Source organism: Pseudomonas amygdali (assembly GCF_002699855.1).
GTDB classification, from domain to species: domain Bacteria; phylum Pseudomonadota; class Gammaproteobacteria; order Pseudomonadales; family Pseudomonadaceae; genus Aquipseudomonas; species Aquipseudomonas amygdali.
Genome location: NZ_LKBW01000030.1, coordinates 1 through 15,820, shown reverse-complemented (window position 1 = coordinate 15,820; position 15,820 = coordinate 1). Strand labels below are relative to the sequence as shown.

The following is a 15,820-nucleotide window of genomic DNA, read 5'->3' as shown; positions in this document are numbered from 1 at the left end:
GAGCTGGTAAAACAAGGGCCTGCCTGACGGCAGGCCCTAACCAGCCCGAACACAAAAAAACTGATACTCCCCAAAAACTACGTGCTGCCCATCAACCAGGACTGATCACCCCCTCGCCAGCACGCGGCAGCAAAGCCGCGTCAGCAAAGCCGCGTCAGCGCAACATACCGCTCCAGTCGTCACACATCAAAAACCCAGCGTTTATTCCCAAACCCCTTCTGCGCATTCTGCTCCTATAATGCCGCGCATACTGAACAGTCGTTTCTTCCGCATGCGACCCCGTACAGGGTTCTCGCCTCAGGTGCCTTAATGGATTTCAACCCGCTTGACCTTATTCTGCATCTCGACGTCTACCTTGACCTGTTGGTGACCAACTACGGTACGTGGGTCTACGCGATTCTGTTTCTGGTGATTTTCTGCGAAACCGGGCTGGTGATCATGCCCTTCCTGCCAGGCGACTCGCTGCTGTTCATCGCCGGAGCCGTGGCTGCCGGCGGCGGCATGGACCCGGTCCTGCTGGCCGGGCTGCTGATGCTGGCGGCGATTCTGGGCGACAGTACCAACTACGTCATTGGCCGCACTGCGGGCGAAAAACTGTTCAGCAACCCCAAATCGCGCATCTTCCGCCGCGACTACCTGCTGCGCACCCAGGACTTCTATGAGCGCCACGGCGGCAAAACCGTAACACTCGCGCGTTTCCTGCCGATCATCCGCACGTTCGCTCCATTCGTGGCCGGTGTGGGCAAAATGTCCTATCCGCGCTTCGTGGGTTTCAGCGTATTGGGCTCAGTGCTGTGGGTCGGCAGCTTGGTGACACTGGGCTTCTTCTTCGGCAACGTGCCGTTCATCAAGCACAACCTGACCTTGCTGGTGCTGGCAATCATCCTGCTGTCGCTGGTGCCGATGATCATTGGTGTGGTTCGCAGCCGTAGCGCGCCTCCGGCAGACGCACGCTGAATCATGTGGTCGTTCAGCAACTGGCGCAGGCAGCGCACGCTCGCCAGACACCCGGTTGCTGACGAGCTGTGGCAGAAGGTGCGTGGACGTCTGCCGATCCTCGATGGGCTGAGCAGCGGGCAGCATGCGCAATTGCGTGACGCCTGCGTACTGTTTCTAAATGACAAACACCTCAGTGCACTGCCGGGCGTTGATCTGGATGACGAGCAGCGATTGTTTCTCGCCGCCCAGGCGCAACTGCCTCTGCTGAATCTGGGCGAACTGAACTGGTATCAGGGCTTTCACGAGATCGTGCTGTACCCCGACGACTTCGTCAGCCCGCAGCGCCATCGCGATGCCAGTGGCGTGGAGCACGAGTGGGATGGCGAACACAGCGGCGAAGCCTGGCTGCAGGGCCCGGTGATTCTGGCCTGGCCGGGCGTGTTGAGCAGCGGCGACTGGGATGGCTACAACCTGGTGATCCATGAACTGGCGCACAAGCTCGACATGCTCAACGGCGACGCCAATGGGCTGCCGCCGCTGCACAGCGATATGCAGGTGACCGAATGGGCTCGCGTCATGCAAAGCGCGTTCGATGATCTCAACCGGCAACTGGACCACAACCCCGACGCCGAGCCCGCCATCGATCCCTATGCCGCAGAAGACCCTGCCGAGTTTTTCGCCGTGACCAGCGAATACTTCTTCAGCGCACCCGACCTGCTGCACGACAGTTACCCGGCAGTCTACGAACAACTGAAGGCGTTTTACCGGCAAGACACTCTCGCCAGACTGAACCTGCTGCGTCAGCAGGACCCGGCTTACCGGGACAACTGACAGCCGCCAAGGCCATGCGTGGCAACCAAAACAGAATATGCCTATAATCCTGACCACTTTTTGGCGGTTCGCGCCAAAATCTGTCTGGTCAACTATGGGGGCAATGCCCAATGAGCTACAGCAAGATTCCGGCAGGCAAAGACCTTCCGAACGACATCTACGTCGCGATCGAAATCCCGGCCAACCATGCGCCGATCAAGTACGAAATCGACAAAGAAACCGATTGCCTGTTCGTTGACCGTTTCATGGCCACCCCGATGTTCTACCCGGCCAACTACGGTTTCATCCCTAACACGCTGGCTGACGACGGCGACCCGCTGGACGCGCTGGTGGTGACGCCTTACCCGGTGTCCCTAGGTTCGGTCATCCGTGCCCGCCCGGTCGGCATTCTGCACATGACTGACGACGGCGGTGGCGATGCCAAGGTTATCGCAGTGCCACACGACAAGCTGTCCCAGCTGTATGTCGACGTCAAAGAGTACACAGACCTGCCAGCCCTGCTGCTTGAACAGATCAAGCACTTCTTCGAGAACTACAAGGATCTCGAAAAAGGCAAATGGGTAAAAATCGAAGGTTGGGGCAATGCTGACGCTGCCCGCGCCGAGATCACCAAATCGGTTGCAGCGTTCAAAGGCTGATCACTGATCTGGCGTTTCAGGGCACGCCACACACGTGCCCTGAAACACGCTTGACCCCTTCCCTGCCGCTGCTCCCCGCTAATACCGTTCCTTGAAACACACCTATCCATTTTTTTTGCAGCGCACACGTTTAAAAATGCGTTCGACTTTTAGGCGCTCGATAAACAGTTCGTTAACTCCCGTATAGCAAGGGTAAACGCCCGATACGTCGTTTAGCCAAAAAAGCGCTATTACGGAATCTGCCTACACGATGTTCATTCCATCCGTAGTCCGAATAGCCGCCACCCCCTTGGGATAACGTCGATCTCAACACCTCGTTCATTTAAACGCCCAAGCGACGTCCGTAGACTTCGCCCTATGAATACATCAGGCGATCGACTCCGCATCCTCCTTCGGGAGTGCCATCTCACAGCGACTGACTTTGCGGCCAACCGCAAAATCACGCCGCAACACGTCAATAACTGGTTCAAGCGTGGCGTGCCCATGGCGCGGATCGATGAGGTGGCTGAACTGTTAACCGTAAACGCACGCTGGCTGCGCACGGGCGACGGGCCCAAACATCCCAATGAATCGGCCAATGAAAACACTGGTGAAGACACACGCATGGTCATCCAGCAGACCAGAAACGTCCTGCGCGGCGATGTGGAAATTCAGATCTACACGGAGGTTGAATCCACTCATGGCGTCGGCAAAACCGTCCTTTCCGAAGCCCCTGGGCAAAAAATCCGCCTGCCCGTGCAAGTTCTGCAAACCATGGGCATCGACCCAAAAAACTGCATGTGTGTCGCCATGGTCGGCAACAGCATGGCCGACAAGATCCAGGACGGCTCGATTCTCGGCGTCGACCGCGAACTGACCCAGGTCATCGACGGCGAAATCTACGCCCTCGAGCACGGCGGCATCCTGCGCGTGCGCTACCTCTACCGCATGCCCAATGGCGGTCTGCGCCTGCGCAGCCATAACGACGCCGAATACCCGGACGAACTGTTCAGTGCCGAAGACATCGACCGGGAGAAAATACGGATTCTGGGCTGGATATTCTGGTGGTCGACACTCAACAGTCGGCGCAATGCGATGCTGCTGTTGTGAGGCGTTTGGGGTTGAAAGGCATTCGGGCTGGGCATTGGCGGAGAATTTCAGTATTCTGTGCGCCATCCAGAGCACCTGACGCAGTCATGCGATGCGGTGTTTGAATGGGGCATGTGATCCGTTTGCCCTGTTGCCTATTCGCGCTTCTTCAAGAGGCGCATCTGTTGAAGGCGATTGCGGTCTATCAAAAATAGATCGGAACCGCCTACGAGAAGCCGGACACAAGCCGGCTTTTTAATGCCTCCCGCGTTCTTCTCGCGGCTGGGCAGTGGATATCATCTACTTGAGAAGCTTCCCGCCAAATCAGCCGTTGACGGTACTTTGCTGGTTGTCCCGGTCGAAACCCACTTTAGGATAATCCCAAGTCAGGTTTATTCAGGTAACCGGACTATTAGAGGGTTTGCCACGTGAAAACCATCCATAACGCCCGCTACCAAGCGTTGCTTGATCTTTTGCTGGAAGCGCGCAGCGCAGCCGGTATGACGCAAAAAGAATTGGCCGTCAGGCTAGGGCGGCCGCAGTCATTTGTCTCAAAGACGGAGAACGCCGAGCGCAGGCTCGATGTCATTGAGTTCATGGATGTCTGTCGGGGGATCGGGACTGACCCGTATGCGCTGCTCAGCAAGCTGGACTCTATGGCTCGCCTATAATCGACAATCGCGAAGCTTTGCTGGATGAGCGCTTGCGTGAAAAATGACTCATAGCGATTCAATGCAGTGCGTTTTGGTCAGATATAGGACGATCACGGACACACATCTACGCCCCGCCCTCTCCACAGCTTCCAGACCTGTTCCCAACCGTCTTCGTGACTCGGCCCCGAGACGACAATCAGTTGGATGCACGCACCGTTGCCCAGTTGCCTGCTGTAACCCTTTGCCAGTTCAGTCGGGATCATTTCGTCACGCGTGCCCGACAAGTGACGCTGAGGTATCAATGCCAGGCGCTGAATGTAATCGAGTGGGTCCAACGATCCATTGAGAGGCGAAAGTCCTTTTAGTGCTGTCCACTGATTCGGGGCCAGATTGCCAGCGATGGTCTGGATCCGGGTGATGTCGTTTCGTTGTCCAGCCAGTAGCAACGCGAGGGTTGCGCCGCCTGAATAACCAATCAGCTCGAACTCGTTATTACCGTAACGTTGTTTCATATGGTCCAGCGCACTGCTGAGGCTGGTGACCACTGCTTGGGAGAAACGGCGATTGGTCCAGAGGGCAGCGTTGCAGGCCGGGGCCGTGATGAATTGGCAAGGTCGTGCCAGATAGGCGCTGGGCGTCGGGTCGTTGACTGCCAGCTGCGGCACGAGGTGCTTACGTGGGCTCGGGTCGAGTCTGGGTTGAGTGGCGGTGGCCCAGGCATGACCGTCGCCTTCCAGATAGACCCGCAGACGGTTCGCTCTGAAGGTCTCTGGCGGTAACAGCGCCGCAAGTGGAAAGGGCTGTGCCGACAGAATCTGCATCTGTCGGCCATGCTGGTTGGCCAATTGCTGTAGATCAGCGCGCGGAGACTGACAACCGGCGATGGCTCCGCTCAACAGCAGCGCCATCACGACTGCAAGGGTACCGCCCAAGCGTTTTCGACCGAGGCGGTAACTCCACATCAAAAGTCGTAACGCACTTTTGCAGAGAACACATCGGCATCGAAGCCTGATTTACCGATGTAGTCATAGTTGACGCCCAGTGTGACGGCACCCAGTTTGTAATCGGCACCCACACCCGCTTCGTAACTGTCACGCACAGCCTTGGCACCGCTGGTTACAAACGGTGTACTGCCGAGCAAAAAGGTGGACGTGCTCTGCGCTTCGTCGGCGGCGAAGTCGTGGTAGGCCATCAGTTTGGCTTGTGGCTCCAGTGTTCCGGCGCCCAAGAGGAAGCTGCCAGCCACGCGCATGCCTGCGCCCAGCTCAATGGTTTCATAACGCTGGTCTTCAACCTTTAACGCAGCCGACGAGCCTTTCTCACGATAGCCGTCGATGTTCACTTGGCTGTAACGCGCCGCCAGGCGTGGTTCGACCAATACTTGCGGGTTGACGTGATAGGTGTAGCCACCCACCAGATTCAGGCCCAGCAGGTCACTGTCGTAATCTGCCTTGGCACGCGTACCTGCAATGCTGCGTTTGCCCTGGTTGTCGTTGAGGCCGTAAGTCAGGCTTGTATCGACAAAGTAATTGCCTTGTTCGAAGCCGCTGTACAGCGTGAATGCATGGCTATCGACTTCGGTCTTGTTGCCACTTTTGCCATTCACGTCGGTATTGATGAAGCTGTACGCCAACCCCAGCGTCAGGTTGTCGTTGAGCTTGCCGTCAGCGCCCACCGCGACTCCGCTGCTGTACGCGTTATAGCCAGCAATTCCGTCACGCTGGCCTTGAGTGGCATCGCTGTAGAGCGACTGGACCCAAACCCCGGCATTCTTGAAACCTTCGCCAGAAGACGCGCCGCGTATCGAGCTGGTGCGGCTGCCCGTTACGTTGCTGATCAGACCCTGGCTGGTAGTAGCGGCGCTTCTGGCCCCGCCGTTGACCTCCGGCGACAGCTGCGAGGCCAGCTTGGCAAGCTGCCCTCCGTCAGCGTTCAGCAAAAGCTGTTTGAACGCATCGCTGTCGTTCAGCTTGCTGATAATGCTGTCGCCGGTCAGGTTGACCAGTGTGGTCTGTTCATTAACTGAGCCGCCGTTGTTGGTAACTACCTGAGCGACCTCTTCCTTGCCCTTGGCGGTGACCACAGCCACAACGTCTTTGCCGTCAACGGTATAGCTGTCGATTTTAAGTAGCGCCGAGGTACTGACTACATCCAGTTTGCCAGCAGGGTCGACCGCGCGCCCATCCTTGGTCAGCAGTTCGATCTTACCTGATTCGATGAGCGTGTAAGCAGTGCCGTTGGCATTGAAGTCGTCACCCTTGGCCGCGAGCTTTACTTGCGCTCCCGGTTCGAACTGAGTAGTGCCGGTAACTTTCAGCACCGCGGTTTTAGTATCAGTGGCCTTACTCAGATTCAGGCCGAGTGCCGAATTGCCGTCGACATACAGATCGCCGCCAATGCTGCTGTGTGCGGACTCGAAAGTCATGGTAGTAGGACTGTCGGAGGTGCCACCAACATAAACCGATCCGCCGCTCTTGAGGCGAATGTTGTAGCCATCTTTACGGCTGTCAGTACCTGTGAAGGAAGTATCCCCCTCCAGCTCGATATTGCTTACGTCGATCAGGTTACCGACAACGACGCTGCCCTTTCTCAGGATCAGCTCGATCGGACGATTGCTTCCAGAAGCGTCGATAGCCCTGTCAGCGGAAATGATCGAACCTTCGTTATAGATATTGAAGTCGCCCCGTTCGATGTACCAAGGCTGAGCGCCGATCATAGAGAATTTAGTAGTGCCCATCACGATAGCAGCGCTCTCGCCGCGGATCGTCCCGGTGTTGGTTATGTCCGCACTATTGCCTATCATAGTGGCCCCGTCGATTCGAAGACCTTGAGACCCGGCGCCGCTAGCGGAGAGGCTGCCATGGTTTTCGAAGAATTTCAGGCTCGTGGCGACGTCCAGGGCCGTCGCGCCTTGACCGGAAACTTCAACCAGACCGTGGTTGATGACGTTGCCGTTGATCCTACCGCCCTCCAGGCTGATGCCTTTGGCTCCTTCACCACTAGCAAAGGTGCCGGAGCCACTGATGTTCCCGTTGAGGATAAGGTTCTTTTCAACGGTCGAACCACTTAGCTGAATCGCATCTTTAACCGCACTCCCCGAATAGGCACCGTTGATCTCAAGATTGCCGGTATGGGTCTGACGCTCGCTTTTGTAGCCAGCGTTGGTCAGTTGGACTGTTTCAGCAAAAGCCGGAACGGCAGTTGCAGCCACAGCCATGGCGAGAAGGGTCTTGCGAAACATCACAGAGTTCAAGATTCATTCCTTATGTTGGGGGCGCTGCCATGCTTGTCGAGAACCTGTCGCAGCGAAAAGTGGCCACTGGCCACACAGAAGAGCGCGGCGAGAATAAAGTAACCGACTTGAAATAACATCAACTATTATCGGCGCAATCGCACTTCGCTAAAGTCGAGCAAGTGCTCAGGGTCGGGATGACTAGATCCGATATGACTCTGCATGCGCTACCTTCCTGAGCGTGCGCCAGTACGAGCGAACGCGCTTGGCAAAGGTCGGCGAACTGCTGAACAATACGATGGTCGCAAAGGACACCCACCAGCCGGGGCGCAGGCAGGTCAGCAGGTACTGATTGAGCCAGATGCGCGCGATTCTCAGCCTGTAGCGCTTCGGATCAATACCCCGCAATTGCTCTATCGCAGAAGCTTTGTAGAGTGTGCTCAATACGCGGCGGCTGGTTAGAAAGCGTTCCGGGAAGTCTACGCCAGCCTCGGAGTGATTCAGGACTCTGAAGTTGCGCCTCAAGACGTTGTCCCATAACTTCAGATTGCTCAGCCCTACCTCGCAGGGACGTCCAAGCCGCGCGTCAATGCCCTTCCTGCGCATGACACCCAGCATCAGCGCCTGCTCGGTCACCATGCGCGCAGACGTGTAGCCAATGAAGTTGCCAAACGGGTTGCGAGACGGCTTGTCATTGAAAAGCGCGCTCCTTTCAAACAGTGGTTGCTCCCACATGGCGAGCATCGCATCGCGTGTGCCGAACTGAACAAGGTCCGATATGTGGAACAACATCGGTAACCGTTCAGGGTCACGAATGTAGAGCGTCGTGGTGGTAATGGGCGTCTCGAACAAGCGCGTTTCGCCAGGGTTGGCATCATCTGGCTGGCCTATGACAGCCAGTGCAGGGCTGGTCAGGTTGTGGTCGGCGCGCGTCTTCATGACATACGGTCTTGAGGCGGCCTGAATACCGCACAACGTCGATCGCAGCATGCGATTGATGTTGATCTGATTACCGGCATCGTCGACGAAGGCACCCGGATCATCCGACATGATGAGCTGATCCGCTTCAACCGCAGAAGTATCTTCATGACACCAGGTAGAGACGATAACTTCGGCATGTGGCAGGTGTGTCCTGACCGATGCGATACAGGCGAAGATATTCCGCTGGGGGCTCAGGTTGCGATAAAGAGGCCCCTGGATAACCACGCTGATTTTTCTGGAATCAACGGCCACAAGATGAGGCATATTTTTAACCTTAATGGAAGATGACGACGAGAACAGATCAGTCAGATAAATCTCGCAGCACGCCGAAAGACGCGCAAAAAAAGACGATGCATGCGACGCAGGACTCCAGCCAGCATTGGCAGGCTGATCAGCACCGTCTCAAGACGAGTGACCATGAATAACCTCCCGATTTGAGCCGAACGAGCTGCAGCTGTTGTGCTTGAAGGCAGGTTATTGAACGAGGCATTGAGGGTTCGCGAATAGATACCCAGGTGCATGGCAGGCACCATGATCACGATGTTTAGGTTTCGAAGCCTTGGGCTCAAATAGTTGTAGCGAGCCATTTTCTGAATGAAGTCCATGCAGGTAGCCGAGTCATGCTGACCAAAATCAATCAGTACCCATACGCTCTCGACCTTATCCATATGACGCGCAACGCTGTTCGCCACGATGCCGCTCAGGCCATTTTCGTGAAGGAAGTCTTCCAGACTGAACTGGACGTGGTCCGTCGGTAGATCGCTGATGGGCAGTTCGGTCAGGTTGTAGCGGTCATCGATGACAAGCACCGGGATTGTCTTTCTATACGCGTGCTGGATGTGGGACAGCTGACAGATCAGGTCATGACTGGCCGGCCTGGGGCTCAAATGAGACACGACGAATATCTTCATTTTGAACCTCTGGCATAGGACTCGAAGGGAGTGGAGTTATAGATAGCCTTCACCGCAGCCCACACGCTTTCAAAATAGAAGATTTTCCCGTTGTTTCTGCAAGCACGAACCGCCGAAATCAAAATACCCGGGAGCGACAGGAGGAGGTGATGAAAGTAATCATCCTGCTGACGAACAAACCATGTCTGCGTACTGCGTTGACGCAACATATTGCGCACTTCACAGCTCTGGGTGATCAGCGTCTTTTTGGCCAGCACAGGGTCTGCAAGGAAGCGATTGACCAGAAACTCTTGCCGCGTACTTGGGAGCTGGTCAAACAACACCAGCCTCTCAAAGTCGCTGATAAATTCTCTGACCGTTCCAATATCGTTTTTGAACGTGGACTGCTGAACGACATGATTGATCAGCTCGATCCAGGCTCGAACACTTATATGACAAACCCCGGTCGGTATACTCACTGCTGCCCGGCTGACGAGGTACTTACTTGCGAACTGGTGCAGCCTGGCGAGAGCCGTTTTGCTGGAGATGTTGATCAGAGGCTTCTTGTTCAGAACCGAGAAGTAACGCGGGCCTATGCGTCCGAGTTTGCCACTTGCTGATTGCACCAAAGTCTCTGATCCCAATAGCGCACGGGAGGTGATTGATTGCGTAATGCCGAATGGATTGACCCTGCAAGGTACGCCAGCTTTTGACAGGCGCATACCGTGTTCAATGTCTTCAAATTCAACCCAATACAAAGACTCGTCCAACGGGAAGGCATTCCACACTTCCTTCCTGCAGATGTAGAGACTGCCGGTCGCGTAGCAGGAGTCGCTGTTGTAACGCATGGCACTGGCATAACTGAAACCGGTCCGCTCGATCTCTGGAAAAATCGACGGGGCGATACTCGCTGCATCGCTGCAGTTTCGGCTCACCCCCTGAAGACCGTTGGCTATCGCGCCCAAAGCCATGCCGTAATCCGAATAGCGGCGAGGGTGCATACTGAGCCGATTGTCGAAAAACATGCTTTGCAGTGTCATCAACGGATAGCGCGGACCAAAGCGACGTACGATTTCTCCAAAATTCCTGGGCAGAAATACGCGGTCATGCAGGATCACGAGATTGCTGAATCCGGCCTCCAGAGCGAGACGATTTTTCTTCTTGCAGATCTGCACTGGCGGAGCGGTAATGTCCTGCCCCACGATGCGGACCTTGTCGAAATAGGCGAAGTTGCTTCCCGGTGTGCCACACAGAAGTATCTCCTTGCGCGGGACGTCAATTTCCAGAATACGCTTCACTACCGCATTCAGGACCGTGGCGTCTCCTGGCCCTACAGGAAGGCAAAAGCTCCAGCCATCAAGATCGTCATCGGATTCCGCCGCCAGCCTTGCTACCTTTTTGTAGGTGACAGAGGTGGCCGAGCGTTCGATTACCTTGAGTGATCCGGCAAAATACTCACGGTCCAGATAGCACTCAAACTCAGTGTCTTCGATAACTGTAATCTTCTCGCCAACATTCAGAAAATGGGCACCGTCCCACAGCAGCAGTGGCGCCAGCGGTGAATCACTCTGGACACCATAAAAGCAGTAACTACCCGAGTCGTACATGGATAACGGACGCAGTGCGGCATGCAGGTTTTTGATTACCCGCTCCGGCTTGCGAAACGGATGGGCGCGGAACGAAACAAAACCCGAACATTCATGGGGCAGCAGCAGGCCAACCGGGAGCTTATGCAGGCTGTCCGCCGCCAGGTAACCAAGGCTTGGATGGTGCTGGAGATGGGTCGTTTTCATGGCTCAGACGACGTACTTGTCGGCAAGCGCGCCGGGCACCTTAACGACAACGGTGGTTGCATCAGTGAGCGCTTCGAACGCAGTGATGTCGCCCGGCTCCAGAACGATGATGTCGCCTGCATGCCAGACCTGATCGCGCATGTTGACGGACCCGGAAATGAGCACGGTTATCTCTGTGGCAACCTTATGATAATGGGCAGCTTCCTTTTCGCCTGCCTGGTAAATCTTGACCCCGACCTCACAGGACTCGGTATTGAAAGCAGCAGGCTCGAAGCCGCCCACAAACCAGCCTTTGACCATGTCTTGCAGTCTTACCGTTTTCATCGCATTTCTCCTGCTTCGAAAGCGTGAAGCTGACTATTGGTTTTCAGTGGCCGGTACTGACTGGGTTCGATTCGGTAGGCACCGATCCTTTTCTGTAACAGCACCAGCTCATTGAGGGCGGGTGCTATGTAGAAGTTGTCATTGACCCTGGCATCCTTGCGAATCATCTCTTTCGCCGCCGCCACGAACAGCGAGCCGGATTTGAACCAGTACACACCTGCAATGGCGTGGGGACTGATCGGATTTTTTTCGGCAGCTTCAATGACCCGGCAGTTGCTATCCAGACGTGCGAATGAATAGCGAGGGTGCAGTGAATTGAAGATAACCACGCCGGCATCTTCATCGTTGTTCCGAAACGCACGCACGGCGTCACGCAGCTCTATATCCAGAAAATCACTGACACTGAGAATCAACAACTCATCATCGTTGTCGATTTGCCCGCTCGCCAGAAGTGCCGTGCAGGCGGCACCCTGGGTGATTTTGTTAATGGGCAGAACACTGGCCGCAGGGTGCATTTGCTGGACCATGTTGCGAAGGTGCAGCCGAGTGACATCGTCATTCGAGAATGTGCAGATGATCCTGCGCGGCTCAAGCGCAGCACAGTTGTCGATCAGCGTATGGATCAGTGGCTTGCCATTGCATTCGCACAGATATTCGGGGTACTCGCCGTCGTCGAGCGACGTCTCTCCCTTCTTTCCCGACAGAAGAATGATGTTCAATGCGCTCACAGGCTAGCCACCTTGTCGACGTTGATCTCATCGACCTTGCCGAGGATGTTATTGAGGTTTACATCGCAGGTTACAGCCACGACCAGAACATGGGCACCGGAATCTCTGGCGGCTTTGATACCATTTTCGTTGTCTTCGACGATCAGACACTCTTCGGGCATCAGGCCCAGTTGCCTGATGGCTTTGGTGTAGATATCGGGAGCTGGCTTGGCATGTTTGACATCCTCGTTGGAGAGCTGCAAATCGAGGTATCGCTCCAGGTCTGCCCTGTTCATCATGACCTCCACGGTGTTGCGAATGGAGTTGGATGCAACCGCCAGCTTGTAGCCCATTGTTTTCAACGATGACAACGCGTACTGATGCACAAACGTCGGTTTGCACTGGGCGTACACGATTTCCATGGTGTACTGCTGCTTCATTTCGTTGATGAATGCGTGCAACGCAACCGGCAGGTCGCGCTCTACGCTCAGCATGTCGAGTTTGCGCGAGGTGGGCAGACCGTCGTAGGCGGTGAGGTGTTCATGGCGACTGATGTTGTAACCGAACAGGCTGAGGGCTTTGTTCAGTGCATCGTAATGCCATTCCTTGGCTTCAATGAGGACGCCATCCATATCGAATATCACTGCCTTGATCATGATTGCCTCACTTGAAGAAAGTGGCTGCGTCTGCGGGAATATCAGTGCAAATCGTTAAACCGTCGTGCGCGTCGAGTTCAAGCAATTGCTGCCACAGGCCGCGATGGTCACGCCCGTGCAACTCGGGAGATACCACACACACCTGCTTCCCCTGAGATAGAAGATCGCCAATAACCTGACTGGAAAACCATTCCCCCTCAAAACCGTCAAGCCAGACACCTGCTGCCTTTTCGATCCAGGCTGGGGACGGTTCAACTTCGCTGAGCCGGGTGTAAGTAATAACGTTCGCGTGAAAGTAACTGCGCATGTCCGGTACCGCCATATCGAAGGCAAACCAGTTGGTATGACCATATCGAGCGAAGGTTTTGGCGAGCGCCTGCGCCATTCCATCAGCTTTGATGTTGATGGCCAGTGGCAAGTTACGACCTGCCATGATGGCGAGCAGCTCCTCAAGCGTCAGTTCGCCACCAACGGGCATGTCGTGAGAAATAACCAGTTGACCCGCCACGTCGCGGACATCGGTTTCTGTGCCGAAACCAAGATCGAATGATCGGTGGAATGCTTCGGGCAAATTACGCTGCGGCTCTTGCAGCCAATAGCCGCGATGGCTGATGATCTGCATGTCAGGCCTGCCTTCCCGAGGCTGCCTGCCTGCTTAGCGGCAACGACAGGAATTGGTTCAGGTCTGCCGGTATACCCAGTCCGTACATGCCATGACCCTCTGCGCCAATACTGTAATGAATCACTTTGGCGCCGCGTCCGATGATCTCGTTGTACGCCGGGGCAACATAGAACTCGCCATTGACGCGAAGATCTTTCATGACCATTGTCTCGATGGCCGATATCAACTGACCTGCATTGCGAAAGTTGTAGATGCCGACAGTGGCTTCATCAGAGATGACCTCTTTTTCCACTACGCGGGTGATGAGGCCTTCTGCGCTGAAGCCCACAAACGACCACTTCGGATCGCTGGCTTTCATCGTCATGATCAAGCCCGCTGCGTCACTCTCGTTAATTGCCTGCAGATAAGCGTTTATGTCCACATCGACATACTGGTCGCTGTTGGCATTCATCACTTGCTGGCTATAGTCGAGCAGGTGCCTGGCGGCATAAACGGAGCACGCGGCGCCCCCCGTCAGCCCACCAAGCTCGACGATGTCGCATCCAGGTGCCCAGGCATTCAGCTTTTCCCTCAGCGAATAGGTTGCGACCTGATCCGCCTGACAGATGAAGATGAATCGGTGCGGACAATTCGGCGTCAGGTTGTCAATCACGACCTTGATCATCGGTACGCCATGTACAGGGATCAACGGCTTGGGATCGGTGTAGCCCGCGACCGCAAAGCGACTCCCGGCACCCGCCATCGGAACGATAATTTGCAGCATGAAAATCCCTTTTGAATGGGTGATTTGAAGTTGACGAAGCGGCATTGACTGCAATGAATCAATAACAACCGTGTTCAATCATCCGGCCACGCTCAAGCGTCAAATAGCGCTGACAAAACTCTTTACCCTCTTCTACCGCGTGGGTAACAAGAATCAGGGCCATGCCGTCATCCTGCAAAGTGCGAATTCGCTCGTGGCATTTGCGCTTGAACTCTTCATCCCCCACAGCGAGCACTTCGTCAGCCAGCAAAACCTGTGGCTCAACATGAACCGCCACCGAAAAACCCAGCCTCATATACATACCCGACGAATAGTTCTTGACCGGGGTATCAATGAAGTTTCCCAGCCCGGAAAAATCCACGATCTCGTTGAAACGCGAACGCACTTCCCTGTTACTTAACCCGAACAGGCTGGCGTTGAGATAGATATTCTCCTCCCCTGTCAGATCAGGGTGAAAGCCCACACCGATTTCTATTAAAGGGGCTACACGACCCACCGTAGTCAAACGTCCGCTGGTGGGAACAAGGATGCGTGAAACCAGCTGTAAGAGCGTGCTTTTACCTGAACCGTTATGTCCCACAAGTGCAAGCGACTCCCCTTTATGCAAGGTGAACGACACGTCGCTGACTGCCATGAACGTTTCGGCATGCTCACGGTATCGAGCATCGAACAGGCCTAGAAACTTGCTTTTCAAACCGCCCCTGTTGTGGCGAAGAGTGAACTGCTTGGTAAGGTTTTCCGCCTTGATGACGACGCGGCTCATAAATACTCCACCACGTCGTCGACCTTTCTGAATATCAGCAGGCCGATGAGCAACGAGGCGGCCCCCATCAACACGCAAAGCAGCAGATCACGGGTGTCTGGAACCACACCAGCATGCAAAATGCTGCTGAAACTATCGAAATAAAGAGCTACCGGGTTGTAGGCCGCTATGCTGGCGACACCCTCGGGCAGCGCGGAGGTGACCCACACAATTGGCGTCAACCAGAACAGCAAGGGCAAAAACACATCGATGAAGTGTTTTGCATCCCTCACAGTTACCTGAATGACGCTAAGCGCCAGACCGAACCCCATAATCAGCGCCATGAACGCAATCAGTACAATGGGATAAAAAAACAGAGCGCGTGAAAACACGCCACCCAGCATGGGAAATAACGATGCATACACGATCATGCAGCCCGCCCAGAACACAGCAATCGACAATGCTCCGGAGAGGGGTAGCAATATACGCAGGAACCGTAACTTTCGAATGAGATTGCCGTTATTGATGAGCCATTCCCCGCTCTGTGAAACTATTTGCGCCAAAAGCATCCAGTGGACAACACCCGTTACCAGATGAAGTGCAAAACGGTCCTGACTGCTGGGCAGGATATAGGTAAAAACCGTGTAATACGTAAGTGTAACAACCAGCGGATTTCCCAATGACCAAACGAAGCCTAGCGTCGCACCCATGTAACGGATTTTAATTTCCTTGGACACGAGATTGATGATCAGGTCACGCCATTTTATAAAGCTTGTGCTGCGAGATGACGACATACGGTATCCAGCTATTGACAGGTAGATCAGAGAACGATTTTGACAATCAAGATCATAAATGGATAACCTTATGGCCTCATGCTGCGGGCACATGTTCTCTTCTTTCATAGAGTTACAGCTATAGGACGACGCCTTAGGAATGGTCTGAAGTAGGCCGCTATTTTTAGACTGCTGAGCCATAGCCGCT

The 15,820-nt window shown here is 54.9% G+C and carries 18 protein-coding genes; 6 read left to right on the top strand and 12 right to left on the bottom strand.

What is annotated here, in order from left to right:
- The 6 genes from AO277_RS28690 to AO277_RS03730 form a co-directional block, all read left to right on the top strand.
- Positions 1-239, top strand: a 239-nt coding sequence (locus AO277_RS28690; RefSeq protein ID WP_218962502.1) for a hypothetical protein, incomplete at its 5' end; no start/stop codon positions are given.
- 70 nt (positions 240-309) lie between these two features.
- The gene (locus AO277_RS03750; RefSeq protein WP_002551872.1) at positions 310-957 is read left to right on the top strand and encodes a DedA family protein; all 648 of its coding nucleotides are present in this window, start codon (positions 310-312) and stop codon (positions 955-957) included.
- A gap of 3 nt (positions 958-960) precedes the next feature.
- Positions 961-1,770, top strand: coding sequence for a M90 family metallopeptidase (locus tag AO277_RS03745; protein ID WP_002551871.1), 810 nt, complete (start codon positions 961-963; stop codon positions 1,768-1,770).
- Between the two features lie 110 nt (positions 1,771-1,880).
- Positions 1,881-2,408 (top strand): inorganic diphosphatase, encoded by a 528-nt coding sequence (gene ppa, locus AO277_RS03740; protein WP_044319577.1) that lies wholly within the window; start codon positions 1,881-1,883, stop codon positions 2,406-2,408.
- Between the two features lie 357 nt (positions 2,409-2,765).
- Positions 2,766-3,497 carry a LexA family transcriptional regulator gene (locus AO277_RS03735; RefSeq protein WP_002551869.1) on the top strand — a complete coding sequence of 244 codons (732 nt, stop codon included), beginning with the start codon at positions 2,766-2,768 and terminating at the stop codon, positions 3,495-3,497.
- Positions 3,498-3,904: 407 nt separating this feature from the next.
- Positions 3,905-4,147 carry a helix-turn-helix domain-containing protein gene (locus tag AO277_RS03730; RefSeq protein ID WP_002551868.1) on the top strand — a complete coding sequence of 81 codons (243 nt, stop codon included), beginning with the start codon at positions 3,905-3,907 and terminating at the stop codon, positions 4,145-4,147.
- 92 nt (positions 4,148-4,239) lie between these two features.
- Here AO277_RS03730 and AO277_RS03725 read toward each other — a convergent pair whose 3' ends face one another.
- The 12 genes from AO277_RS03725 to AO277_RS03670 form a co-directional block, all read right to left on the bottom strand.
- Positions 4,240-5,091 carry an alpha/beta hydrolase gene (locus tag AO277_RS03725; protein ID WP_044319576.1) on the bottom strand — a complete coding sequence of 284 codons (852 nt, stop codon included), beginning with the start codon at positions 5,089-5,091 and terminating at the stop codon, positions 4,240-4,242.
- A complete protein-coding gene (locus AO277_RS03720) occupies positions 5,091-7,370 on the bottom strand; it encodes an autotransporter family protein (RefSeq protein WP_044319575.1) in 2,280 nt (759 codons plus the stop codon). Before AO277_RS03720 ends, AO277_RS03725 begins: the two co-directional genes overlap by 1 nt.
- Before the next feature lie 192 nt (positions 7,371-7,562).
- Complete coding sequence (locus AO277_RS03715) at positions 7,563-8,606, bottom strand: WavE lipopolysaccharide synthesis family protein (RefSeq protein ID WP_044319574.1); 1,044 nt, start codon at positions 8,604-8,606, stop codon at positions 7,563-7,565.
- Positions 8,607-8,647: 41 nt separating this feature from the next.
- A complete protein-coding gene (locus AO277_RS03710; protein ID WP_044319573.1) occupies positions 8,648-9,253 on the bottom strand; it encodes a hypothetical protein in 606 nt (201 codons plus the stop codon).
- Entirely contained in the window at positions 9,250-11,025 is a 1,776-nt protein-coding gene (locus AO277_RS03705; RefSeq protein WP_044319572.1) for a hypothetical protein, read from the bottom strand. The genes AO277_RS03710 and AO277_RS03705 overlap by 4 nt, the downstream gene beginning before the upstream one ends.
- Before the next feature lie 3 nt (positions 11,026-11,028).
- Positions 11,029-11,349: a hypothetical protein gene (locus AO277_RS03700; RefSeq protein ID WP_044319571.1), complete on the bottom strand. Its 321-nt coding sequence runs from the start codon at positions 11,347-11,349 to the stop codon at positions 11,029-11,031.
- Positions 11,346-12,077, bottom strand: coding sequence for a glycosyltransferase family 2 protein (locus AO277_RS03695; protein WP_044319570.1), 732 nt, complete (start codon positions 12,075-12,077; stop codon positions 11,346-11,348). The genes AO277_RS03700 and AO277_RS03695 overlap by 4 nt, the downstream gene beginning before the upstream one ends.
- Positions 12,074-12,712, bottom strand: a complete 639-nt coding sequence (locus tag AO277_RS03690) for an HAD family hydrolase (RefSeq protein WP_044319569.1) — start codon at positions 12,710-12,712, stop codon at positions 12,074-12,076. Before AO277_RS03690 ends, AO277_RS03695 begins: the two co-directional genes overlap by 4 nt.
- Before the next feature lie 7 nt (positions 12,713-12,719).
- Entirely contained in the window at positions 12,720-13,334 is a 615-nt protein-coding gene (locus AO277_RS03685; RefSeq protein ID WP_044319568.1) for a PI-PLC domain-containing protein, read from the bottom strand.
- A gap of 1 nt (position 13,335) precedes the next feature.
- Positions 13,336-14,097, bottom strand: a complete 762-nt coding sequence (locus AO277_RS03680) for a glycosyltransferase family 2 protein (RefSeq protein ID WP_044319579.1) — start codon at positions 14,095-14,097, stop codon at positions 13,336-13,338.
- A gap of 58 nt (positions 14,098-14,155) precedes the next feature.
- Positions 14,156-14,860, bottom strand: a complete 705-nt coding sequence (locus tag AO277_RS03675; protein WP_005742963.1) for an ABC transporter ATP-binding protein — start codon at positions 14,858-14,860, stop codon at positions 14,156-14,158.
- A complete protein-coding gene (locus AO277_RS03670) occupies positions 14,857-15,633 on the bottom strand; it encodes an ABC transporter permease (protein ID WP_044319578.1) in 777 nt (258 codons plus the stop codon). Before AO277_RS03670 ends, AO277_RS03675 begins: the two co-directional genes overlap by 4 nt.
- Positions 15,634-15,820 lie beyond the last annotated feature (187 nt).

Excerpts from the sequence above, each read along its gene's own strand:
- AO277_RS03685 (WP_044319568.1), bottom strand. The coding sequence starts at position 13,334 with ATGCAGATCATCAGCCATCGCGGCTATTGGCTGCAAGAGCCGCAGCGT.
- AO277_RS03710 (WP_044319573.1), bottom strand. The coding sequence starts at position 9,253 with ATGAAGATATTCGTCGTGTCTCATTTGAGCCCCAGGCCGGCCAGTCAT.
- AO277_RS03670 (WP_044319578.1), bottom strand. The coding sequence starts at position 15,633 with ATGTCGTCATCTCGCAGCACAAGCTTTATAAAATGGCGTGACCTGATC.
- AO277_RS03720 (WP_044319575.1), bottom strand. The coding sequence starts at position 7,370 with ATGTTTCGCAAGACCCTTCTCGCCATGGCTGTGGCTGCAACTGCCGTT.
- ppa (WP_044319577.1), top strand. The coding sequence starts at position 1,881 with ATGAGCTACAGCAAGATTCCGGCAGGCAAAGACCTTCCGAACGACATC.
- AO277_RS03690 (WP_044319569.1), bottom strand. The coding sequence starts at position 12,712 with ATGATCAAGGCAGTGATATTCGATATGGATGGCGTCCTCATTGAAGCC.
- AO277_RS03725 (WP_044319576.1), bottom strand. The coding sequence starts at position 5,091 with ATGTGGAGTTACCGCCTCGGTCGAAAACGCTTGGGCGGTACCCTTGCA.
- AO277_RS03745 (WP_002551871.1), top strand. The coding sequence starts at position 961 with ATGTGGTCGTTCAGCAACTGGCGCAGGCAGCGCACGCTCGCCAGACAC.
- AO277_RS03675 (WP_005742963.1), bottom strand. The coding sequence starts at position 14,860 with ATGAGCCGCGTCGTCATCAAGGCGGAAAACCTTACCAAGCAGTTCACT.
- AO277_RS03750 (WP_002551872.1), top strand. The coding sequence starts at position 310 with ATGGATTTCAACCCGCTTGACCTTATTCTGCATCTCGACGTCTACCTT.
- AO277_RS03705 (WP_044319572.1), bottom strand. The coding sequence starts at position 11,025 with ATGAAAACGACCCATCTCCAGCACCATCCAAGCCTTGGTTACCTGGCG.
- AO277_RS03700 (WP_044319571.1), bottom strand. The coding sequence starts at position 11,349 with ATGAAAACGGTAAGACTGCAAGACATGGTCAAAGGCTGGTTTGTGGGC.
- AO277_RS03735 (WP_002551869.1), top strand. The coding sequence starts at position 2,766 with ATGAATACATCAGGCGATCGACTCCGCATCCTCCTTCGGGAGTGCCAT.
- AO277_RS03680 (WP_044319579.1), bottom strand. The coding sequence starts at position 14,097 with ATGCTGCAAATTATCGTTCCGATGGCGGGTGCCGGGAGTCGCTTTGCG.
- AO277_RS03715 (WP_044319574.1), bottom strand. The coding sequence starts at position 8,606 with ATGCCTCATCTTGTGGCCGTTGATTCCAGAAAAATCAGCGTGGTTATC.